Origin of the sequence: Haloarcula sp. Atlit-47R, from assembly GCF_003665985.1 — an archaeon.
In the GTDB taxonomy this organism is placed as follows: Archaea; Halobacteriota; Halobacteria; order Halobacteriales; family Haloarculaceae; genus Haloarcula; species Haloarcula taiwanensis.
In genome coordinates this window covers 399,347-421,371 of sequence record NZ_QPLQ01000001.1, presented here as the reverse complement: position 1 = coordinate 421,371, position 22,025 = coordinate 399,347, and the positions used below count along the sequence as shown (strand labels likewise).

The 22,025-nt window shown below is 66.1% G+C and carries 18 protein-coding genes; 5 read left to right on the top strand and 13 right to left on the bottom strand.

Annotated elements, in window-relative coordinates; genetic code table 11:
• Nucleotides 1-37: 37 nt before the first annotated feature.
• The 9 genes from DVK00_RS02200 to DVK00_RS02160 all read right to left on the bottom strand — a co-directional run bounded on the left by DVK00_RS02200 (nucleotide 38) and on the right by DVK00_RS02160 (nucleotide 10,782).
• Nucleotides 38-1,228: an SPFH domain-containing protein gene (locus DVK00_RS02200; RefSeq protein ID WP_053967492.1), complete on the bottom strand. Its 1,191-nt coding sequence runs from the start codon at nucleotides 1,226-1,228 to the stop codon at nucleotides 38-40.
• 71 nt (nucleotides 1,229-1,299) lie between these two features.
• The gene (locus tag DVK00_RS02195; RefSeq protein ID WP_101350734.1) at nucleotides 1,300-1,896 is read right to left on the bottom strand and encodes an NfeD family protein; all 597 of its coding nucleotides are present in this window, start codon (nucleotides 1,894-1,896) and stop codon (nucleotides 1,300-1,302) included.
• Between the two features lie 70 nt (nucleotides 1,897-1,966).
• Entirely contained in the window at nucleotides 1,967-2,335 is a 369-nt protein-coding gene (locus tag DVK00_RS02190; RefSeq protein ID WP_101350733.1) for a hypothetical protein, read from the bottom strand.
• A gap of 45 nt (nucleotides 2,336-2,380) precedes the next feature.
• Nucleotides 2,381-4,528 (bottom strand): methionine--tRNA ligase, encoded by a 2,148-nt coding sequence (gene metG, locus DVK00_RS02185; protein ID WP_121577160.1) that lies wholly within the window; start codon nucleotides 4,526-4,528, stop codon nucleotides 2,381-2,383.
• Nucleotides 4,529-4,594: 66 nt separating this feature from the next.
• Nucleotides 4,595-5,179: a YqaA family protein gene (locus tag DVK00_RS02180; protein ID WP_053967496.1), complete on the bottom strand. Its 585-nt coding sequence runs from the start codon at nucleotides 5,177-5,179 to the stop codon at nucleotides 4,595-4,597.
• A gap of 113 nt (nucleotides 5,180-5,292) precedes the next feature.
• Nucleotides 5,293-6,345 (bottom strand): tyrosine decarboxylase MfnA, encoded by a 1,053-nt coding sequence (gene mfnA / locus DVK00_RS02175; RefSeq protein WP_101350731.1) that lies wholly within the window; start codon nucleotides 6,343-6,345, stop codon nucleotides 5,293-5,295.
• 136 nt (nucleotides 6,346-6,481) lie between these two features.
• Nucleotides 6,482-7,384: a chemotaxis protein CheY gene (locus DVK00_RS02170; RefSeq protein WP_101350730.1), complete on the bottom strand. Its 903-nt coding sequence runs from the start codon at nucleotides 7,382-7,384 to the stop codon at nucleotides 6,482-6,484.
• Nucleotides 7,385-7,439: 55 nt separating this feature from the next.
• Entirely contained in the window at nucleotides 7,440-9,749 is a 2,310-nt protein-coding gene (gene ppsA, locus DVK00_RS02165; protein ID WP_121535260.1) for a phosphoenolpyruvate synthase, read from the bottom strand.
• A 121-nt stretch (nucleotides 9,750-9,870) separates the two neighbouring features.
• Entirely contained in the window at nucleotides 9,871-10,782 is a 912-nt protein-coding gene (locus tag DVK00_RS02160) for a PhzF family phenazine biosynthesis protein (RefSeq protein WP_121535258.1), read from the bottom strand.
• A gap of 134 nt (nucleotides 10,783-10,916) precedes the next feature.
• Between DVK00_RS02160 and DVK00_RS02155 the strand changes: the two genes are divergently transcribed.
• Nucleotides 10,917-11,666: a 4-phosphopantoate--beta-alanine ligase gene (locus DVK00_RS02155; protein ID WP_121577159.1), complete on the top strand. Its 750-nt coding sequence runs from the start codon at nucleotides 10,917-10,919 to the stop codon at nucleotides 11,664-11,666.
• Nucleotides 11,663-14,215 (top strand): AAA family ATPase, encoded by a 2,553-nt coding sequence (locus DVK00_RS02150; RefSeq protein WP_121577158.1) that lies wholly within the window; start codon nucleotides 11,663-11,665, stop codon nucleotides 14,213-14,215. The genes DVK00_RS02155 and DVK00_RS02150 overlap by 4 nt, the downstream gene beginning before the upstream one ends.
• Before the next feature lie 7 nt (nucleotides 14,216-14,222).
• On the opposite strand, the gene hutH is transcribed toward DVK00_RS02150, so the two are convergent.
• From hutH to hutU, 4 genes are read right to left on the bottom strand one after another with little or no spacing between them, the layout of a single operon-like run.
• Nucleotides 14,223-15,797, bottom strand: a complete 1,575-nt coding sequence (gene hutH / locus DVK00_RS02145) for a histidine ammonia-lyase (protein ID WP_121577157.1) — start codon at nucleotides 15,795-15,797, stop codon at nucleotides 14,223-14,225.
• A complete protein-coding gene (hutI, locus tag DVK00_RS02140) occupies nucleotides 15,794-17,056 on the bottom strand; it encodes an imidazolonepropionase (protein ID WP_121577156.1) in 1,263 nt (420 codons plus the stop codon). The genes hutH and hutI overlap by 4 nt, the downstream gene beginning before the upstream one ends.
• Nucleotides 17,053-17,976, bottom strand: a complete 924-nt coding sequence (gene hutG / locus DVK00_RS02135; protein ID WP_121577155.1) for a formimidoylglutamase — start codon at nucleotides 17,974-17,976, stop codon at nucleotides 17,053-17,055. Before hutG ends, hutI begins: the two co-directional genes overlap by 4 nt.
• A complete protein-coding gene (gene hutU / locus DVK00_RS02130) occupies nucleotides 17,973-19,721 on the bottom strand; it encodes a urocanate hydratase (RefSeq protein WP_121577154.1) in 1,749 nt (582 codons plus the stop codon). The genes hutG and hutU overlap by 4 nt, the downstream gene beginning before the upstream one ends.
• A gap of 81 nt (nucleotides 19,722-19,802) precedes the next feature.
• Between hutU and DVK00_RS02125 the strand changes: the two genes are divergently transcribed.
• The 3 genes from DVK00_RS02125 to DVK00_RS02115 all read left to right on the top strand — a co-directional run bounded on the left by DVK00_RS02125 (nucleotide 19,803) and on the right by DVK00_RS02115 (nucleotide 22,003).
• Nucleotides 19,803-20,447: a helix-turn-helix domain-containing protein gene (locus DVK00_RS02125; RefSeq protein ID WP_101350721.1), complete on the top strand. Its 645-nt coding sequence runs from the start codon at nucleotides 19,803-19,805 to the stop codon at nucleotides 20,445-20,447.
• 231 nt (nucleotides 20,448-20,678) lie between these two features.
• Nucleotides 20,679-21,137, top strand: a complete 459-nt coding sequence (locus DVK00_RS02120) for a hypothetical protein (RefSeq protein WP_101350720.1) — start codon at nucleotides 20,679-20,681, stop codon at nucleotides 21,135-21,137.
• Between the two features lie 77 nt (nucleotides 21,138-21,214).
• Complete coding sequence (locus tag DVK00_RS02115) at nucleotides 21,215-22,003, top strand: hypothetical protein (RefSeq protein WP_121577153.1); 789 nt, start codon at nucleotides 21,215-21,217, stop codon at nucleotides 22,001-22,003.
• Nucleotides 22,004-22,025: the final 22 nt, after the last annotated feature.

Here is a 22,025-nt window from a genome sequence, read left to right as displayed (position 1 = left end):
GTGGGTCGGTAATAAAACGTCTTCGCCTGATTCTCAGTTAGTTGTCTTTGTCGACTTCCGACGTTCGCGTCGTGTCGTCGGGACCGCCGGCCACGTCAGTCGTGCCCGAGTCGTTGTCTATCTCAGCGTCCATCTCCTCAATGACGTCGTCGGCGCTGTCGACGCCGGAGTCTTCGCCGTGTTTGATCTTCTGGGCTTCCTCTTCCATCGCTTCGACATCGACCTGCGCTTCCTCGTCGATCTGGCCGAGGATTTCCTCGATATCGTCCAGACCAAGCATCTCGCGGGTCTCGTCGTCGAAGTCAAGCGCTTCCAGCGAGTGACCGTTCTCCTTCACGTCGGAGCCCTGGAGGTGCTTGCCGTAGCGGCCCACCAGCGAGGTAAGCTCCTGCGGGAGGATGAACTTCGTCGACTCGCCCTGACCGATTTCCGCGAGCGTCTCCATCCCCTTGTCGATGACGGCGCGCTCGCCCATCGACTCGGCGGATTTCGCACGCAGGACGGTCGAAATTGCGTCACCCTGTGCTTCCAGAATCTGGCTCTGTTTCTCACCCTGTGCGCGGATGATGTTAGACTGCTTGTCACCTTCGGCCGTCTCGATGGCGGAGCGCCGTTCACCCTGGGCTTCCAGAATCATGGCACGGCGTTTCCGCTCGGCGGAGGTCTGTTGCTCCATGGCCTGCTGGACGTCCTTGGACGGGTTGACCTCGCGGACCTCCACGCTCTCGACGCGGACACCCCACTCGTCGGTGGGTTCGTCCAGCTCTTTCCGGATGCGGGCGTTGATTTCACCCCGCTTGTTCAGCGTGTCGTCCAGTTCCATGTCACCTAGGACGGCACGAAGGGTCGTCTGGGCGAGGTTGGAGACGGCACGTTCGTAGTTGTCGACTTCGAGGAACGCCTTCTTCGGGTCCATCACCTTGATGTAGACGACGGCGTCGGCGGTCACCGGCGAGTTGTCGCGGGTGATAGCCTCTTGCCGCGGCACGTCAAGCGTCTGGGTACGCATATCGAACCGCGTCACGTCGGAGACAAAGGGATAGATGAAGTGAATCCCCTGGTCGAGGACGCCGCGATAGGTACCAAGGACCGTGTAGGCACCTTTCTGGTACGGGCGGATGATCACGACGCTGGAGTACACCAGCGCGATGGCGATCAGGAGGAAGATTACGGTAACGAAACCGACGAGTCCTCCCAGACCTTGCAGCGGTGCTGTCGCGGGGAACATGACAATCAGAACTCCGGAGCGCGCAATGAAAAGGCTTCGGTGTCCCTGTCACAAACTACCGAATTGCACACCTACGCCCGCTCGGACTCTCGCTCCGGCTCGGCGTCCGCATCGCTCCGGTTTCGGTCACGTTCGAGCGCGCGGTCGATTTCGTCGCCTGCCGCCTCCACCGCTTCGACTTCCAGGACGTTCCCGCCGCCCGGGTCGATGACGATTACTTCCGTCCCCTCCTCGATGGGATCGCCGGAACTGCGAGCCTGATAATAGGGATTGAAACCGCCGTCTTCCAGTTTGACCTCGCCGTCGCTTCGGGTTACGCGCTCGGTAACCGTTCCGAACTGGCCCGTAAGCGAGTCAGAGCTGAGCGTCTGGCCCCGGCCCGGTGCGGCGAAGTCGAGCTTTCGATACCCCCAGAGCGTGACCGCTGTCGTTGCAAGGACAACGACAGTAAGGATGAGTGGGGCGAGGATACCGAGGCTTGCTGGAATGAACAGCCCGACCAGCCCTGCCGTCAGCAGGGCCACGCCGAGAACGAAAAAGTGGGTTCCGGGGGCGAGCGCCTCGCCCACGATGAGGCCCGCGCCGGCCAGAAACAGCAGAATGGAGAGCGACATACCTAACAGTGGTTCGGCCTGCAGCAGGGCAACTGTCGCCAGCGGATTCACCATGCTCTCACCTAGTGTCGGAGCAGGATTAAGTGTCGGGGTCGGGCGTGACACGCCCGGCACTGCTGTAGCGTTACGCGTCGCTCGTCCGGACGAAGAACCCGTACAGTACTGCGGTTCCGAGCGCGACGGACAGGACTACGCCGCCGAGTACGGACGGTGTGTACATCTCCGCCCCGAGGAACATCCGTCCGAGCGCGAGGATTGCGATACAGACCCCCAGCGCGACGAAGACGACATTCTCAGGCTTCGGCGCGTCGGGCGTCACCTCGAGGTCCGGAGCGAGCGAGCCGGCGACCGCGCCCTCCACGTCGTCAGCCGCGTCGCTATCTGGGTCGTCCTCGAGCTGAATAACGTCGGCTTCCGTCGCCAGTTCGTACTCCTCGGTGAACGTATCACCCGTAGCGGCCGCATCGTCTCGTGCGGCCCCGTCGTCATCCATGGTCCGCGGTACGTGCCGTGACTACAAAAGCGCTGGCGACTGCGATTACTTGATTCGGGTCCCCAGTGGGGCGTCCTCGTGCGTCGTCAGCAGGTCCGCCTCGTCGCCGGCGGCCAGCACCATCCCGTTGGATTCGATGCCGAACAGCTCGGCTTTCTCCATGTTCGCCAGCAGGATGACCCGCGTCCCGGGCAGGTCCTCGGCGTCGTGGAGCTGTCGGAGGCCGGCGACGACCTGCCGGACCTCGTGGCCGATATCGACCGCTAACTTGAGAAGCTTGTCCGCGCCCTCGACCGGCTCGGCGCTACGAATCTCGCCGACGCGCATGTCGACACCCTCGAAGTCCTCGAAGCTGATGCGGTCCTCGACGAGGGGCTGGAGGTCGGCGGCGTCTGTATCCCCGTCGTCCGCTTCGTCGCCGGCGTCCTCGCCGTCATCATCCTCGGACTCGTCGTCGCCGGCCGCCTCAACGCGCTCCTGTAGCTCCTCGTTCAGCGCCTCGATGTGGTCGTCCTCGACTTGCTCGAACAGCTCCGCGGGCTCGCCGAACTCGGCCGGCGGCGCTTCGAGCGCGCTGTCGAGGGTCACGTCGGCGACCGACCCCTGCTCGCCCAGCTGGCCCCACAGGCGCTCGGCTTTGCCCGGCAGGACGGGCTGGATGAGCACCGCGACGGCCTTCGTCAGCTGGACGCAGTCGCGGATGACCTGCTCGGCTTCCTCGGGGTCGTCGTCGACGAGGTTCCACGGCTCGTTGCGCTGGATGTACTCGTTGCCGTAGTTCGACAGCTCGATGGCGATTTCGGCGAGGGCGCGCACGTCGTACTCGCGGACGGCGGCCTCGAAGTCGTCGATGGCCGCCTCGATGCGTTCGCGCACGTCGTCGCTGACGGGCGCGTCGGGCGTGCCGTCGTAGTTGCGCTCGGCGAACAAAAGCGAGCGGTAGATGAAGTTCCCGACGTTGCCGACGAGTTCGCCGTTGACCCGCTCCTGGAAGCGGTCCCAGGAGAAGTCCACGTCGGTGTCGATCTGTGCGCCGGTGGCGATGTAGTACCGGAACAGGTCGGGGTGGAAGCCGGCCTCCAGGTACTCGTCGGCCCAGACCGCGCGGTTGCGCGAGGTCGAGAGGGCCTTGCCGTCGATGCCGACGAAGCCGGTCGCGAGGATGGCCCGGGGCTCGTTGTAGCCCGCGCCCCGCAGCATGGCGGGCCAGAAGACGGCGTGGTGCTGGATGATGTCACGGCCGATGACGTGGATTATCTCGCCGTTGTCCTCGCTCCAGTCGTCGTCCCACTCGGTATCGTGGCGCTCTTCGCCGTCGACCTTCCAGACCTGTTCCCAGTTGTACTCATCGTCGCCGACGCGCTCGGAGTACTGCTTCGTCGAGGCGACGTACTCGATAGGTGCGTCGACCCAGACGTACAGCACCAGATCCTCCCCGCCGTCGACGTCCTCGGGATAGTCGACGCCCCAGTCCATGTCCCGCGTGATACAGAGATCCTGCAGTTCACCCTCGATCCACTCGCGGGGCTGGTTCTGGGCGTTGTCGGTCCCTTCGAGACGGTCGAGGAAGTCCTGCAGATACTCCTGGAAGTCCGAGAGGCGGAGGAACTTGTGCTCGCGGGTGCGGTACTCGGCGGGATTCCCGGTCAGCGTCGAGACGGGGTCCTCGATTTCGCCGGGTTCGAGGTGGCGCTGGCATCCCTCATCGCACTCGTCGCCGCGGGCCTGCTCCCCGCAGTAGGGACAGGTCCCCTCAACATAGCGGTCGGGGAGGGGCTGGTCCTCCTCGGTGTCCCAGGCGACCTCTATTTCCTTCTCGTGGACGTGGTCGTTTTCGACCCACGAGCGGACGAACGACTGAGTGAGTTCGACGTTGGTCTCGTCGTCGGTGTGCCCGTAGTTGTCGAATTCGATGTTGAACTGCGGGAACGTCTCGGCGTAGGTCTCATGGAAGTCAAGCGCGAACTCTCGCGGCTCGACGCCTGCTTCGGCGGCGTTGACCGCTACTGGCGTGCCGTGCATGTCCGATCCCGAAACGAACGCCGTCTGCTGACCGATCCGTCGGAGAGCGCGTGACAGCGCGTCTCCGTCGACATACGTCCTGAGGTGGCCGACGTGCAAGTCACCGTTCGCGTAGGGCAACCCACAGGTCACGACCGCCGGCTGGTCCGTCGGAAACTCGTCGTTGCTCATACCTGTTCGTGTGCCACCGACGGGTCAAAAGGGGGTTGGTTTCGGCGTGGTGGCCGCGCTCCGGGGTCACAGCAACGCGAGCGTACCGCCTGCCAGCCCGAGTGTCACGACGAGCCGTCCGGCACTGCCGAAGAACGTCGCTGCGCCGAACCGATAGTAGTCGCGTTCGAGGACGGTGAACGCGTAGATAGAGATGGTGTCGGGGAAAAACGGCACACAGAGCGCGAGCGCCAGACCGACGTACCCGTACTTCTGTGCTAGCTGGACCGTTTTCTTTTCCGACCACTCGATGATGTTGAACCGTGAGCGCTTGATTCGGCGAACGAGCGGGCCGTACTCCTTTGCCTCCTGACCGATATGGAAGGCGACGAGACTGCCAAACGCCTTCCCCAGACCACTGACGATGATAATCGCCACCAGATTCCCGTTTGTGGAGAGTCCAAGTCGAAGGGTTTCGGCCGGAACCAGCACGACCTCGCTCGGAAGCGGGAGAATGAACGCGATCAGAAACGAGTACACCGCGATGATACCCAGTCCGGTCGGACCAGTGGCCGTACAGACGGCTTCTTCGAGCGGCGACAGTGGGGTGCCAGCGGTCGTACAGTCACCGATGAAGGCGATGAACGCTGCGGTCGGTACTACCAAGTCCACGTCTCTCTGTAGCAAACAGGCACTTCTAAACCTTCGTATGTCTTCTCGGGAGCGCTCAGTACGGATACGTTTGACACTAGAGAAGCGATTCAGTACCAATCGAGGCCAGCGGCTCAGTACCAGTCGAGATCCGCGACAAATGAGCGTAGCATCGACCGCGTGACGTGGGGCATACACACGACGCGCATCTCACCGGCCCCGGTCTTCGAGACCCGCCAGCCGCGATCCCGCAGTTCGTCGGTCATCGGCATCGAGAGGTCGGCCGCGACAAGCGGAAGTTCGGGCCCGACCACGTCGTGGCCCCGCGCTGATAGCTGGTCAGCCAGCCAGTCGGCGTTGGCCATCGACGTTTCGTACTGTTGCTCGTAGCCTGCCGGCCACAGCGATTCCATCGCCGCGACAGCCGAGGCCACGCCAGCGCCCGACCGCGTCCCCGTCAGCGTGAGCTGGTCCGTCGATTCCAGATACGGCGTTTCGACGGCGAGTTCGTCGAGCAGCGACCGGTCCCGAGCCAGCAGTCCGCCGGCGGGAACCGCCGCCTGTCCGACCTTGTGGGGGTCGATGGTCATCGTGTCGATGTCCGCGTGGCCGAAGTGCCAGTCGTGGTCGGTGAACGGAAGGTAGAAGCCGCCCCACGCGGCGTCGACGTGACAGAGGGCATCGACCGTTTCTGCGAGGTCGGCGATGGCCGGAATCGGGTCGACGTAGCCGTACTCGGTCGAGCCGGCGACGCCGACGACACACACCGTGTCTTCGTCGACGAGTTCCGACATCGCCGCCATGTTGACACGGTAGTCCGTTGCCGGCGCAGTCCGCAACTCAACCCCGAGCACGTCAGCGGCCTTCGTGAATGAAAAATGCGCGTGGACGGGCGCGACCACGTTTGGGTCGTCTGTATCGGCGCGATTACGGGCGATGCGTATCGCCTGCAGGTTGGCCTCTGTCCCGCCCGAGGCGACGTAGCCCGCGGGGTCCGAGAGGCCGGTCATCCCGCCGAGATAGTCGACGGCCTCGCGTTCCAGATCGGCGATGGTCTCGTACGTACCCGGGTCTCCGGGGTTCGTCGCGAGGAAGCGTTCCGCCGCTTCGCGTGCCGACGGGTGTGGCACGGTACACATCGACGAGAGGACGCGCTCGAAGTCCTGTGGCTCTGCCCGCTGGAGCATCTATCGCCAGTATAGAGGGGGGAGTGGTTTAGCCGTTGTGCTCGGGCGTGTCCGTTGTCTGCTGTTTATTCTTCCTGACCGTAGTCAGGCGGTAGAGCCACTCGTACTCGGTCCGGGAGCGCGCTTCACAGCCGACTTACCAGTTCGACGGCCCGATTTTCTTCGTCGCCTTCGCGCGAAAGCCTGTGGGACCGATCAGCGACTCGAACACAGTCTGGCGCTCGGAGTCGAGCGCGCCGCCGAAGGAGCCGACCCGCATGGTCCGATACGTCTCGAAGCCCTTGTCGTTGGAGTAGAAGTAAACGCTGCCGTGCAACAGCCCATGAATGAGCGCGTCCGACCGCACGTCGCCGGCGGGTCGGTCGAGTTTGACGAAGGCTACGTTCCCCCAGTTGACGACCGCCTCCCGGAGCCCCATCAGGAACGCGATCTCGTGGTTCTGTGGCAGGCCGAACTCCGTCGCCCGTTCGAGGTCGGTCAGCGAGTCGATGACGATGAGCGTCTCTGCGGCGTCGCTCACCCGGTCGCTGATATCGGAGAGAAGTTTCTCGAACGTCTCCGAAGCAGGCTTTCGCTCCGGTAGCTCCGCGTCGGGCTGTTCGATTTCGGCGTCGCTCCGGCGGGCATCGAACAGTGGTTCGGGGACTGGCAACAGCTCCATAAACCGCTGGGAGAAATCGGCGACGGCCATGTTATCGGTGAGCGTATCGAACTGGTAGCCGTCGAGCACGGCGTCGAGTTCGCTGTAGACGTGCTCGCGGTCGTGCGAGAGCGTGATGTAGGTCACCGACTCTGGAATTGCCTCGCTGCGCCGGGCGATGCCGTTCGGAACCATTTCCGGGCGGTGTTTCGCGAGCATCAGCGTGGCGAGGCTGGTGTACGTGAAGGCGTCGCCTCCCGCGTCGGAGGCCCCCGCCAGCAGGACCGTGCTCCCGGTCGGAATCCCGCGGACCTGTCCGTCCAGCCCAGGGATGCCGAATGGGATGTACGACACGCCGGAGCTGATACTCTTGGCTTCCGGCGTCGATTCGGGTGCCATACCGCAACGAGGCGAACGGCGCAAAAAAACCTGCTGGCTACGTCAGGCGGCGGCCTCAGCGGACCGATTCCAGCAACAGGCGCTGTTCGACGCGCTTGACCTCGTGTTGTACGTCACGCACAGCGTCGATGTTCGGCGAGATGGAGGTGACTCCCTCGTCGACGAGGAAGTCGACCATCTGTGGCTTCGAGGCGGCCTGTCCGCAGATGCTCGTCGACACGTCGTGCTCGCGGCAGGTCCCGATGACCTGGCGCATGAGTTCGAGGACGGCCGGGTGGAGTTCGTCGAATCGGTCGGCGACGTTGCCGTTGTTGCGGTCGACGGCCAGCGTGTACTGGGTGAGGTCGTTCGTCCCGAAGGAGACGAAGTCGATGCCGGCGTCACAGATTTCCTCGATGGACAGCGCGCTCGCCGGCGTCTCGACCATGACACCCCAGTCGCGCTTCTCGGGGTCGATGCCGACCTCCTGCATCAGCGACTTCGCCCGCAGGATGTCCTCGGCGTCGGTCACGAGCGGCAGCATCAGCTCGACGTTGTCGTAGCCGAGGTCGTACAGGCGCTCGAACGCGCGGAGTTCGAGCTTGAACTCGCCTGGCCGGTCGAGCGAGCGCCGGATGCCCCGGTAGCCCAGCATCGGGTTGTGTTCGCTGGGTTCGTCCTCGCCGCCCTGGAGCTGGCGGAACTCGTCGGAGGGGGCATCGAGCGTGCGGACCCGTACCGGCCGCGGGTAGAACGCCTCGGCGACCGAGCGGACGCCCTCGACGATTTCGTCGACGTAGGCGCGCTCGCCGTGGTCCTCGACGTAGCGGGCGGGCGTCTTGTCCGTCGAGAGAATCATGTGCTCGATTCGCAGCAGACCGACGCCGTCGGCCCCCGTCGCGGCGGCCCGCTCGGCGGCCTCCGGAATGGAGACGTTGACCTTGACTTCCGTTCCGGTCATCGGCTTGACCGGCGAGTGTCCCTCGACCGCCCCGGCGTCGTCCTCGTCTTCGCTCGTCTCCGGGACCTTCGCCCCTTTCTCGACTGTGCCCTTGTCGCCGTCGAGCGTGACCGTCTCGCCGTCACGGAGCTTCTGTGTCGCGTCCTCTGCGCCGACGACGGCCGGGACGCCGAGTTCGCGGGAGACGATGGCGGCGTGGCTTGTCATCCCGCCTTCGTCGGTGATAATGCCGTTTGCCCGTTTCATCGCCGGTACCATGTCCGGCGTGGTCATTTCGGCGACGATGATGTCGCCGTCCTCGACCTTGTCGAGGTTGTCGAGCTTGTCGACGATACGGACGACGCCGGTGACCCGGCCCGGCGCGGAGCCGATGCCGGAGAGCCGGACCGACTCCGACTGGCTCTCCATCGCCCCACCGTCGGCGACGCCCGACTGCGCCCCCGGCGGCTGACTCTCGGCTTCGTTGGCCGAGCCGGCGCTTCCTTCGGGGTCGTCGATGGTAGTAATCGGGCGGGACTGGAGCAGATACACCTCGCCCTCGTAGACTGCCCACTCCACGTCCTGTGGAGTGTCGTAGTGGTCCTCGACGCGCTCGCCGACCTCCAGGAGCCGGTGTATCTCCTCGTCGGAGAGGACTCGTTCGTTGCGCTTCTCTTCGGGAACGGAGCGTTCGATGGTCTCGCCGTCCTCGCCCCGTACACACATTACCTTCTTGTCGGCGACAGTCACCTCGTCGATGGTCCCCGTCTCGCGGTCGATGATGTAGTTGTCGGGCGAGACCGCGCCGGAGACGACCGCTTCACCCAGTCCCCAGGCAGCTTCGATGATGGCCGTCGGACCACCGGTCGAGGGATGGCTGGTGAACATGACGCCCGATTTCTCCGCGTCGACCATCTGCTGGACGACGACGGCGATGTCCACGGCGTCGTGGGCGAAGTCGTTCTCGTTGCGGTAGTAGATGGCCCGCTGGGTGAAAAGCGACGCCCAGCACTCCTTGACTCGCTGCAGGAGGTCTGCACGCGAGACGTTCAGGTACGTGTCCTGCTGGCCCGCGAAGGAGGCGTCCGGGAGGTCCTCCGCGGTCGCCGAGGACCGCACCGCCACGTCCTCGTCCCCCATCTCGTCGTAGGCGGCCAGCAGGTCCTCGCGGACCGACGGCGGGGTGTCGGTCTCTAGGATCAACTCCTGGGCGCGTTCAGCCGCCTCGGCCAGTGCCTGCGAGTCGTCGCTGTCGACATCGACGGCCTCGAATAACGGCTCGTCGATTCCAGTTGCTTCGATGAACGACCGATACGTGTCGGCGGTAACGACGAACGCCGACGGAACGGGCAGGTCCGCTCCGGTCAGTTCTCCGAGAGACGCCGCCTTGCCGCCGACCCGCGCCAGGTCGTCGGCACCGATTTCATCGAGCCACAGTGTTGGCATGGACTCATTCGTACCATCTCCAACGACAATTAAGGAAGTTCCGGTTACAGCCAGTGATGCGGCCGCTCTTCACTCGATTTCGAGTGAATTAGGCGGTCACGCCGCCGGTGCGGTTGCGTGGTCACGCCTCGATGATGTCATCGTCGTCGACAGCGGGGACGGTCACTGTGCCGTCCAGTGCAGTGACGGCGCGCCCGCCGACCCACACCTCGGTCCCGTCAGTATCGACTGATACCGTCCCGGGTCTGTCACGGAAGTGCCCGCCCTCAGCGATAATCTGCTCGATAGTGTCATCAAGCGCGCCGTAGCGGCGGACAAACGCCGCACAGGCCCCCGAGGCCGCCGCGGTCACCGGTTCCTCGGTCCGGCTCCCCGCTCGGAAGGCGCGTCCGTGGAACGTCGACCGGCGCGTCGCGTCGGCACCGACGGTGTCGAACGTGAACGGATACACGCCGGCTACGTCCAAGCGGTCACAGAGTGAGGCGACGGCGGCCACGTCAACGCTGAGAGCGCTCAGATGCTCGAAGTAGTTGACTGGGACCATGAGCCACGGCTCGCCCGTGTCGGCCGTCACGAGCGGGAGATCAGCGCCCACGTCCTTGAGCGTGGCTTCGTCGAGACCGAGTGCGTCCGCAACATCACTGTAGGGGAGGTCGACTTCGGTGATGTCGGCCCGGCCCTGTTCGACCCAGACCATCCCGTTCTGTTTTGTCTCGACAGCGACTTCGCCGGCGGCGGTAGCGACCGTCCACTCGCCGTCGCTGATTTCACCACGCTCGGAGAGCGCTGCGTGCGCGGCGACCACTGCCGTCTCCGCCTGTGCCAGTTCCTCGGTCGGCGAGAAGCAGCGAAGTTGGCGGTCGGTGTCTTCCGCCGGCAAGACGAACGCTGTCTCGGCGGCCCCCAGTTCGCTGGCGACGGCCCGCATCTGGTCTGCAGTCAGTCCGTCGGCATCGGGCACGACGCCGGTCGGTGTGCCGGCCGTCGGCTCCGCAGCGAACGCGTCGACAAGCAGCGCCTGTCGGGTATCCATGGCACGGAGTTGTGCTGACCCGCAGATAACCTTTTCCGGAGCTAGCCGTGGCCGTCCGGTGGTGAGACATGCGTCGATGACCGGGACGCACCCCTGACGGACGACTTTAGTACAGGGAGGTATCACTGGAACGCATGAGCGATGACGTCGATCTCCCTGAGAGCCACCCCCGCTACGAGTCGCTTTTGACCCGCCACCGGATCGAGGCGGGCGTCGACCGCGGTATCACCTCCCGACAGGGCCTCATCGCACAGGGCCGTGGCGAGGCCTTCGACTACCTGCTGGGTGAACACACGCTCGACAGCGCCGACGACGCCGAGCGTGCCGCTGCGGCACACATCCTCTCCGCCGACCACGCCGTGATTTCGGTCAACGGCAACGCCGCCGCGCTGGTCCCCGCCGAACTGGTCGAACTGGCCGAGGTGACCGGCGCTGACCTCGAAGTGAACCTGTTCAACCGAACCGAGGAGCGCATCGAGGCCATCGCCGAGTACCTCCGCGAACACGGCGCGACAGACGTGAAGGGGCTGACCGCCGACGGGCGCATCCCCGGCCTCGACCACGAGCGCGCGAAGGTCGACGCCGACGGCATCGGCGCGGCGGACGTGGTGCTCGTCCCGCTGGAGGACGGCGACCGCGCCGAGGCGCTGGGCGAGATGGGGAAGACGGAACTGGTCATTGACCTCAACCCTCAGAGCCGCTCGGCAGAGGTGGCGGCGGTCCCCATCATCGACAACATCATTCGCGCGATACCGAACATCACCGAGCATGCCCGTGACCTCCGCGGCGACCCGGCCGCCCAGCAGGACGCTATCGACACGTTCGACGCCGACAGCGCCCTGACCGCCGCCGAGCGGCGGATTCGGGAGGGCGACCTCGAATGAGCTTGCCGCCGTACATCTACGCCGACCGGCGGGTCCCCGACGAGGAGGCCGTCAGAGAGACGCTCGACCAGCGGACGATGACGGCCTTCGGCGATACCGAGCGACTCGAACGGCTCCACCGAGTGTTCTATCCGGTGTTCAAGGTCGACTACGAGTACGAGACCGGCGAGGGCAGACTGTTCGGCACGACGAGCAAATCCGAGACGGCGTTTCTCGACGGCCTCTGGGCGGACAACGACCGGGCCGTCGCCCAGTACGTCGACGACACCGACGCGGTGGTCCGGCGGGCGACCAGCGACTACGACTTCGGCCGTAGCGACCCGGCGCTCGGTCGCTCGGTCCTGTTGCAGTTCCAGGTCACCGACGACGACGCCCGGTCGCTACTGCCCCAGCGTGTCGCGGAGTACCGCGAACAGCGCCACGACTCCGCCTCGGGCGCGGCGAACGTGTTCCTCCGGAAGCTGCGCGAGTCCTACGGCCTGCCCGGTGATTTCGACCCCGACGGGTTCGACGGCGTGACCGCCGTCGACCGGCTCTACCTCCCCTTCTGGCTCGCCGAGTACCACTCGCCTGACAGCACGGATGTCAAGCTCGTCACGTTCCGGGACCCGGACGCCTCAACCGAGGACCTCAAACGCCACGGCTGGCTCGCGGAGTTTTTGAGCGCCGAACCCCGACGGCTGGCCGAGTACGGCTACGAGGTCAACCCCGACCGGCTCGAACGGAACATTCGGGAGCGGATCGACCAGTCCGACGACTCCGGCTCGGCCGGGACGGGCGGTGATTCCGGCTCCGACAGCAACGACGGCGCGCCCTCGATAAACCGCGAGCGACCCTCGGACGATGGGACGGTGGTCCAGCCCGACGGCGTCGACATGGAGGCCGACGGGCTGGTCGACCCGAACCCGTCCCGAAGCTTCGCCGACGTGGGCGGGATGTCAGAGCTACTGGAGACGCTCAACCACAAGGTCGTCCGGCCGCTGCAGGACCCGAGTGCCTTCGAGGAGTACGGCATCGGTGTCGTCAACGGCGTCCTGTTGCACGGCCCGCCCGGGTGCGGGAAAACCCACGTCGCCGGCGCGCTTGCGGGCGAGGTCGACCATGCCTTCATCGAGGTCACGCCCGCCGACGTGACCAGCAAGTACATGGGCGAACCCGCACAGAAGGTCGAGGAGCTGTTCCAGATTGCCCGCGCGAACGCCCCGTGTATCCTCTTTATCGACGAAATCGACGGCATCGCTGGCGCGCGTGACGGCGATAGCAACATGAACAGCAGCGAGCAGCAACTGGTCAACCAACTGCTGACCGAACTAGAGGGTATCGCCGACGAGGACGTGGTGGTGCTCGGCGCGACGAACCTCGTCGAAGACGTGGATGACGCCATCCGCCGCTCGGGGCGGTTCGACGAGCGGGTGGAAGTCCCGCCGCCGGACCCGCAGGCCCGAAAACAGATTCTCGAGATTCACCTCGCCGGCCGGCCGACGGCCGACGACATCGATTTGGACCCAGTCGTCGAGGAGACCGCCGGCTTCGCCGCCAGCGACATCGAACTCCTCGCGGAGGACGCCGCCCGCAAGGCACTGCGGGCGGACGCCCCCATCGGGACGAACCACTTGCTGCAGGCCGCCGCGGAGACCGACACCAGCATCCCGGACTGGGTCGACCCCGAGATGGTCGCGGAAAACGGCGTCGTCCAGCCCGACGGCGTCGACCTGCAGGCCAGCTCGCTCGTCGAGACTGACCCCGGACGCGACTTCGCAGACGTGGGCGGCATGGGCGAACTGAAGGAGCGGCTCGAAGACACGGTCCTCGACCCACTGGCGAACGCCGACGCCTACGCCGAGTACGGCATCGACGTGCTGTCCGGACTGTTGCTGTACGGCCCGCCCGGCTGCGGAAAAACCCACCTCGCCGGTGCGCTCGCGGGCGAACTCGGCCACAGTTTCGTCGAAATCAGCCCGGCAGACGTGACGAGCAAGTGGATGGGCGAGCCGGCCCGCAACGTCGCCGAGGTGTTCGAGGTGGCCCGCGCGAACGCTCCCTGCGTGCTGTTCATCGACGAGATCGACGGTATCGCTGGCTCGCGACGCGGCTCGATGAACACGAGCGAGCAACAGCTGGTCAATCAGCTGCTCACCGAACTCGAAGGCGCGGCGGCCGAGGACATCGTCGTGGTCGCCGCGACAAACTTCGTCGAGGACATCGACGCGGCGCTCCGGCGCTCCGGCCGCTTCGACGAGCGCGTGGAGGTCCCGCCGCCGGATGCTGAGGCTCGAAGACAGATTCTGGAAATTCATCTACAGGACCGACCCGTCGCCGGCGACATCGACTGGAACGCCATCGTCGAGCCGACGGCTGGCTACGCCGCCAGCGACCTCGAACTCGTCGCCGAGGACGCGGCGCGTCACGCCTTGCGAGACGGCTCGGACATAACGCAGGCGCACCTCGAAACCGCCGTCTGGGAAACGCATTCGAGCATTGCCGACTGGGACGACCGCGACCGCTATCAGGGGGCTGAGGGCACCGCGGACCTGGGGCTCGGGCCCTGAGGACGGCTCACTCTAGCTCCTCGTCGAGGGCCGCAGCAACCCGCTCGGTGAAGGCCGGTGACTCGACAAGCGCGCCCGCGGCCTCGATGTCCTCGTGGACCGGTCGGTCTGTGGTCAGCTTCGGGACCACTGCACGGACGGCGTCGTAGGCCTCGGCCGAACCGACGCCCAGTTCGAGGGCATCGTCGACGAAATCAGCGGCCTGTGCCCCACAGCACAGCTCGACGCCGAGAATCGCGGCGGCGTTTCGGGCCGCGTTTCGGGCCAGATAGGCCGACTGCGCGCTCATGCTGACGTGGTCCTCCTGATTGCCGCTGACGGGCGTGTTGTCCATCGAGGGCCGGCCAAAGGACCGACATTCGTTCAACAGTGCGGCAGCGGTGTACTGTGCGATCATGTAGCCCGACCGGACGCCGCTTCGCTCGGTGAGAAACGGCGGGAGGTGTGGCTCCTGCAGATTCGGATTGAGCATCCGGTCCGTCCGGCGCTCCGAGATGGCCGCGAGTTCGGTGAGCGCGTTCGTCAGATAGTCGAGGCGCATGGCGAGTACCGCGCCGTGGAAGTTCCCGCCGGACAGCACGCCCGCGCTGTCGGAGCCGGAGGCCCGGTCCCCAACCGCCTCGCGGGGGAATACCAGTGGATTGTCGGTCGCGCTGTTGAGTTCTACCTCGACGGCCTCCCGGAGATGGGCGACGGCGTCGCGGACCGCGCCGTGGACCTGCGGCAGACAGCGCATCGCGTAGGCGTCCTGCACGCGGTCGCAGTTTCGGTGGGACTCGACCACATCGGAGTCGGCCGTCAGCCGCCGGATGTTTCGCGCGCTCGCGGCCTGGCCGGCGTGGGGCCGGACGTCGGTGATGGCTTCGTGGGACGGTACTGTCGAGGAGAGGGTCACCTCCGTCGTGAGCGCACCGGCGATGTCGGCGGCGGCGACCAGCCGTTCCGCGTCGGCGAGGAGGAGTGCGGCCACGCCGACGGTCAGTTGTGTCCCGTTGATGAGCGCCAACCCCTCCTTGGCCCGGAGCGTCACCGGTTCGAGGCCGACTGCGTCGAGCGCCTCGTCGCCGGGGAGTCGGTCCCCTTCGACCTCGGCTTCCCCCTCCCCGATGAGCACCAGCGACATATGTGCGAGCGGGGCGAGGTCACCGCTCGCACCGAGACTGCCTCGCGATGGGACGACCGGGTGGACACCAGCGTCGAGCATCGCCACCAGCAGATCGACGACGGACTCACGGATGCCTGAATACCCCTTCGCCAGCGTGTTCGCCCGCGTGACCATCATCGCCCGGACTTCCTCGGTCGTCAACTCCCGTCCGACCGCGGCGGCGTGGCTCCGGAGAAGGTTCCGCTGGAGGTCGTCGAGGTCCGCGTGTGGGATGCGCTCGTCGACGAGATCGCCGAAGCCGGTAGTGACGCCGTACACCGCCTCGCCGCTGTCCAGCACGCTCTCGACGCGTTCGCGGGACTCACGGATTCGCTCGCGAGCGGTTTCGGCAACCGTGACGGTCGCGCCGTTCCGGGCGACGGCGACCACGTCGGCGGGCGTGAGCGACTCGCCGTCGAGGACAACTTCGGCGGTCATGGGTTGACCCCCCGGTCGTATGACTCATGCGTTGGGGTGCTGACGACTGAGCCGTCTTTCAGGACAGTGTCGACGACGTTGGTCCCGTACTGGTAGGGTATGTGGACGTGACTCGGCGCGGCAAGGACGACAACGTCACCGGGCGCACCCGCACGAAGCGTCCCAAGTCCGCCGGTCCTGTTCAGTGCGAGCGCGGCGTGGCTCGTCCCAGCGACCAGCGCTTCGGCCGGCGTCAGTCCCATCTCGACGCAGGCCAGCGACAGCGCAAAGCCCATGCTGTGGCTGTGGCAGTTCGGATTGAAGTCCGTCGCTACCGCGACGGGCGCACCCCGGTCGCGGAACGCCGTCGCGTCCGCGTACGCTGCGCCGAGACCGAACGCTGTCCCGGGTAGCAACACCGGCGTCACGCCAGCGTCGACAAGCGCGTCGATGTCTTCGCCGGTCGCGTGCAGGAGGTGGTCGGCACTGGCCGCGCCCACGTCCGCCGCCAACTGCGTCCCGCCGATATGGGCCAGTTCCCCGGCGTGGACCTTCGGTGTCAGCCCCGCGGCCGCGCCTGCTTCGAGGACCCGTCGGGACTGCGAGACCGAGAAGACCCCTTCCTCGCAGAACACGTCGCAGAACTCGGCGATGCCCTGCGATTCGACAGCCGGAAGCTGCTCGTCGACGACCGCCGCGGTGTAGTCGTCGGCGTCCCACCCCTCGGGAACAGCGTGTGCGCCCATGAACGTCGGGACCACGTCGACGGGATGAACGTCGTCGGCCCTGTCGATAACTCGGAGCATCCGTAGCTCCGTCTCCGTGTCGAGTCCGTAGCCGGACTTCACCTCGACTGTCGTCGTCCCGTGAGCGAGCATGGTGTCGAGATGGGCCAGCAGGTTCGACAGCAGCGTTTCCTCGTCGGCTTCCCTGACCGCTCGGACCGTTCTGAGGATGCCGCCGCCCGCTGCGAGGAGGTCCTGATATGACTTGCCGCGCAGTTTGGCGGCGAACTCGTCCGAGCGGTCGCCGGCGAACAGCGCGTGGGTGTGGGGGTCGACGAAGCCCGGAACGACGGCCTGACCGTCGGCATTGACAGCGTGCCCGGCGTTCTCCGGCGGGTACTCGGCAGTCACCTCCGTGGTTGGACCAACAGCGGCGACAGTGCCGTCCACGATGGCGACTGCGCCGTTCTCGTAGGTCTCCAGACTGCCGCCGTCGGCTGCCGGGCCGGCGACGAGTTCGGCCGCGCCGTAGACCACCGCATCGAGGGTTGTCATCGGTCACCTCCAAGGCCGCTGAGGAAGTGTGCGACGGCGCGGGCCCCGGCGCGGGCGGTCCGGTCCCCGGCGTCCAGCGGCGGCGCGCACTCGACTACCTCGAAGCCGGCGATACGATTGTCCGACGCCACGCGGCCCAGCATCCGGAACAGTTCCCGTGTCGAGATGCCGCCCGGCGTCGGCGCGCTCACGCCCGGCGCGGCTGTGGCGTCGAGCACGTCGAGGTCTAAGCTAACATAGACGGCGTCTACGTCACCAAGCGCGTCGAGCGCGTCGTCCACCGCGCCGGCTGGATCACCGGCCACCGACGCCGGCGGCAGGACTGTCCCGCCCTGCTCGGCGAGGTAGTCGTGGTACGCCGTCGAGGTTTCGAAGTGGCGCGCGCCGACAACGGCCAGTGCGTCGAGGCCTGCATCGTGCAGCTGCCGGTACGGCGTCCCGCTCGTCGGCTCGTCCCGAACGGCGCGGCAATCGAGGTGGGCGTCGAAGCTGACTGCGCCGACCGTTTCGTGAGCCACCAGCGGCGCGGCGTTCGGGAACGTCAGTGAGTTATCGCCACCGAGAAACACCGGTACTGCGCCCGTCGCGTGAATCTCGGCAGTCATCGAGCGGACAGCGCTCTGGACCCGTTCGACGCCGCCGGCCGGAATCTCGATGTCGCCGAGGTCGGCGACCGAGCGGACCGGTCCGCGTTCGATGTGATGCGTCTTCGCTCCGCCGAGTTCGCGTCGGAGAGCCGCCGGACCGGCACGCGCGCCCGACCGTCCGATGACGGCCCTATCGTACGGCTCTCCCACCAGTACAGCGTCGTACTCAGACGCGGTCGCGAGCGTGGCCGTCTCGACGATGTCGCCGAACTGCTCGTCGTTTGGGTCGCCGGAGGGGCCGGTCCACGGCGACGGGGCTGTCAGGTCAGTCATCGGTCGCGGTTGCGGTCACGCATCGGGACCGCGACGTCGTTCTCGTCGGCCATTTCCTGTGCGATTTCGTAACCGGCGTCGGCGTGGCGAATGACGCCCATCCCGGGGTCGGTCGTGAACACACGGCGGGCCTTCTCGGCTGCGAGATCAGACCCGTCGAGGACGACGTGGTTGTTCGTGTGCAGGGAGTTGCCGATGCCGACGCCGCCGCCGTCGTGGACGCTGACGATGTCCGCGCCGGCGGCACAGTTCAGCAGGGCGTTCAGGATCGGCCAGTCGGCGACGGCGTCAGTGCCGTCTTTCATCGCCTCGGTTTCCCGGTTCGGCGAGGCCACGCTCCCGGCATCCAGATGGTCCCGCGTAACGACGACGGGTGCCGAAATCTCCCCGTCAGCGACGAGTTCGTTGATGCGGAGCGCGAGGCGGGCACGCTCGGTCAGCCCGTCCTCGGTCGCGTACCCAAGCCAGCACACTCGCGAGGGGAGCCCCTGGAAGGATACCTGCTCCTGAGCGAGGTCGATCCAGCGGTGGAGGTCGTCCTTCTCCGGGAACAGCTCCTTGACCGTGTCGTCTGTCCGGTGGATGTCCGCGGGGTCGCCCGAGAGCGCGGCCCAGCGGAACGGCCCCTTGCCCTCACAGAACAGTGGGCGGATGTACGCGGGAACGAACCCCGGGAAGTCGAACGCGCTGTCGAGGTCGCGCTGGTCCTCGACCTGTCCACGGATGTTGTTGCCGTACTCGAAGGCGATGGCTCCCCTGTCTTGCAGTTCCAGAATGCCCTCGACGTGTCGCGACATCGTATCGAGGCTCTCTGCGACATACGTCTCGGGGTCGCGTTCGCGGAGCCGGTCGGCGTCCTCGACAGTGTAGCCAGCGGGGTAGTACCCTTCGAGTTCGTCGTGTGCGCTCGTCTGGTCGGTCACTACATCGGGGACGAACCCCATGTCCAACATCTCCGCGAGCATGTCGGCGGCGTTCATGTGGACGCCGACGCTGTAGGGCTCACCGTTCGCCGCGGCCGCCTGTGCGCGCTCGATGGCCGTCGCGAGCTCGTCGGTTTTCTCCTGGCAGTACCCCGTCTCGATGCGCCGGTCGATACGGTCCGCGTCGACTTCGGCCGCGATACAGACGCCGTGGTTCATCGTCACCGCGAGCGGCTGCGCACCGCCCATTCCGCCGAGACCGCCGGTGACGACAATCTTCCCGCGAAGGCCGTCGTTCTCTGGGTAGTGTTTCCGGGCAAGTGCGGCCAGCGTCTCGTAGGTCCCCTGGATGATGCCCTGCGTGCCGATGTAGGCCCACGAACCGGCGGTCATCTGGCCGTACATGATCTGTCCCTTTGCTTCGAGTTCGTGGAAGTGCTCCCAGGTGTCCCACTTGCCGACGAGGTTCGAGTTCGCGATGAGGACACGGGGGGCTTTCTCGTGGGTTTCGAATCGACCGACCGGCTTGCCGCTCTGGACGAGGAGTGTTTCGGTAGCGCCGAGTTCGCGGAGTTCGTCGACGATGGCGTCGTAGGCGTCCCACGATCGGGCCGCACGCCCGGTTCCGCCGTACACGACCAGCTTCTCGGGCTGCTCGGCGACGTCGGGGTCAAGGTTGTTGTTCAGCATCCGTAGCGCGGCCTCCTGTCGCCACCCTTCACACTCGATATCAGTGCCGGTGGGCGCACCCTGGTACTCGCGCCACTGTTCTGAGGGCGTCCCGACGTCGTGGCCGGTGTCTGGGCCAGACTGCTGTGTCATACCCTCCTGTTTGCGCCCGAGTGTGATAGCAGAGGCCCTCCTTGCGGAACTGTTTTTATATGTATGTGTGTATTGGTTGCTATGTACGAGGCGGTGTTCCGGGTGGCCGGTGACGGGGCCTACGAGGCGGCGACCGACGGGACGGGCACGCGAATCGAGCTGTGGTGTACCGACCACAGCGACCTCCTCTACGTCCGCGGAGGGGATGTCGGGCCGGTCGTCGAGCAGGTCCGTGAGACTGTCGGCGTCGCCGAGCGCCTCGAAACAGATGACGGGCAGGTTCTGGTCACAGAGGCGTGTCTGAAGGTACACTTAGCGGATACCGTCGAGCACTATCTGGCCGACGAGGGGTGTCTGCTCGTGCCGCCACTTCGGTACGCGGAGGGGCACAAGCTCGTTCGAGCGCTGGGGCTCAGTTCCGAGGCGCTGTCGGCGGTGTACCGGTCATTAGCGTCGGCGTTCGAGGTCACTGTCGAGTCGAAACGCGAGGTCGGATCACTGACGCCCGACGCGCCGCTGGTGACCGTTGGCGACGTGGTCCCGTCGCTCTCGCCACGCCAGCGCGAGGTGTTCCTGACGGCATACGAGCAGGGGTATTACGAACTGCCGCGCGGGACGACGACGGCGGCTATTGCGGACCGTGTTGGTGTCCAGCGCCGAACTGCGGAGGACCACCTGCGGCGCGCCGAAAAGAAACTGGCCGACGCGCTGGTGGGGTACCTGTAGCGACGGCGGGTGCGACCAATACGCTGTCCTAGCAGCACCCTGTTCGGGGATGGTATCGATGCCCGCAGTCCGGACACGTCGCGCTGAACGCCGTCGCGTCATACTCGAAGCCGGTGTCACACTGCTGGCAGACGAGTAGCTGTGCCATAACAGTAATGCAGGTCTGCGTCCACATCAGTGTCCTGCTGCCGCTGGCGGGGTGTATTTCCGTGTCCGGGCGAAGGGCCGAGTATGGACCTCGACCGCTTTACCGACGACACGCCGGCCGACGACGCACCCGGCGAGGCCAGGGTCTGTGTTGTCGCCGCGCAGACGGAGACGTTCGAACGCTGTCGGCAGGGTTTCTACCCGTCTCCGGAGTCGTATGACCGAACGACAGAACCGTTCGACTACATGGCGTTCTACCGGACTGCCCCGGTATCGGCGGTCACGCACTACGCTCCGGTGACCGCCAGAACGGAGCAGACCCGTGGCGGCCCGGGACCGATGGACGCTGACGATTGGGCCGCCCTCATCGACCCGTTCTCGGAGACGGACGATGTCGTAGTGTTCGAACTGGCCGACCTCGTACCGCTCGGAAGTCCTGTCGAGAACGACCAGCACGGCCTCCGAGGGGCGTGGTACTGCACTATTGAGAACCTACGGACCACCGATACGCTCTCGGCGCTGGCTGCTACCGCGACTACCTGAGCAGGGTCCGATAGCCCACGCAACACCCCGCTATCAGGGGCGAGGGTTCAAGCGGGAAGCGCCCGTATAGATGGCGAATGCTCATCTACCCATCAGTCCGAGACCACGGCGTCTCGCTGTGTGAGCGGGCCGGCTACGATGTGGCGGTGCGTGACGATAGCGGCGGACCGCCCGCGCTCGCGACGCCGAACGACGACGCGGTCGGTCTCGTGGATGCCACAGACCCGCGCCCCGTCGCTATCGAGCCGCTGACCGAAGCCAACGTCGGCCCCGATGGACTCATTCCCCGGTTCGTCGACGCGGTTCGGGAGGGCCGGGACTGCCTGTTCGTGGTCCCGTCAACGGAGGCAATGGGAACGACACTGACACAGATGGTCGCTACCATCCTGGGTGAGCCCGCCTGTCTCGCCGCCGACGGCCCTGACGGCCGGCAGTTCTACAATGGCCCCGACCGCGTCCCGCTCTCAGATGGAACCTACGCCTGTGCGCGAGCCCCCGCCAGTGACCTCCAGTGGCGCGAAGTCAGAGTCGATCAGGGTCGGCCCAGACTCGAACTCGGCGTCGGGACGGAGGTGATCGCAGTTCTCGAACACGTCGACTCGCTCGCCGAGGCCGGTCGCCACGCCTTCCAGCACGCCTACCGCCGGGCGGATAACGGGCAGTTCGAGGTGACAGCCGGCGGCGACGTAATCGAACGGTTCCCCGGTCCGACAGCGATGCGGCGCGGCGGCTACCCGCCCGTGCCGATGCCGCTGGTCCCTGAGCACCTGTTCCCCGAAAACGCGGACAGCTCACGGTGGGCCGTCTGCCAGCCCGATGGCGGTACGGACGTACTGACCGCTACTGGACTGAGTGCCTGGGGCTGACGGCGGGCATTTTCTTCTGCTA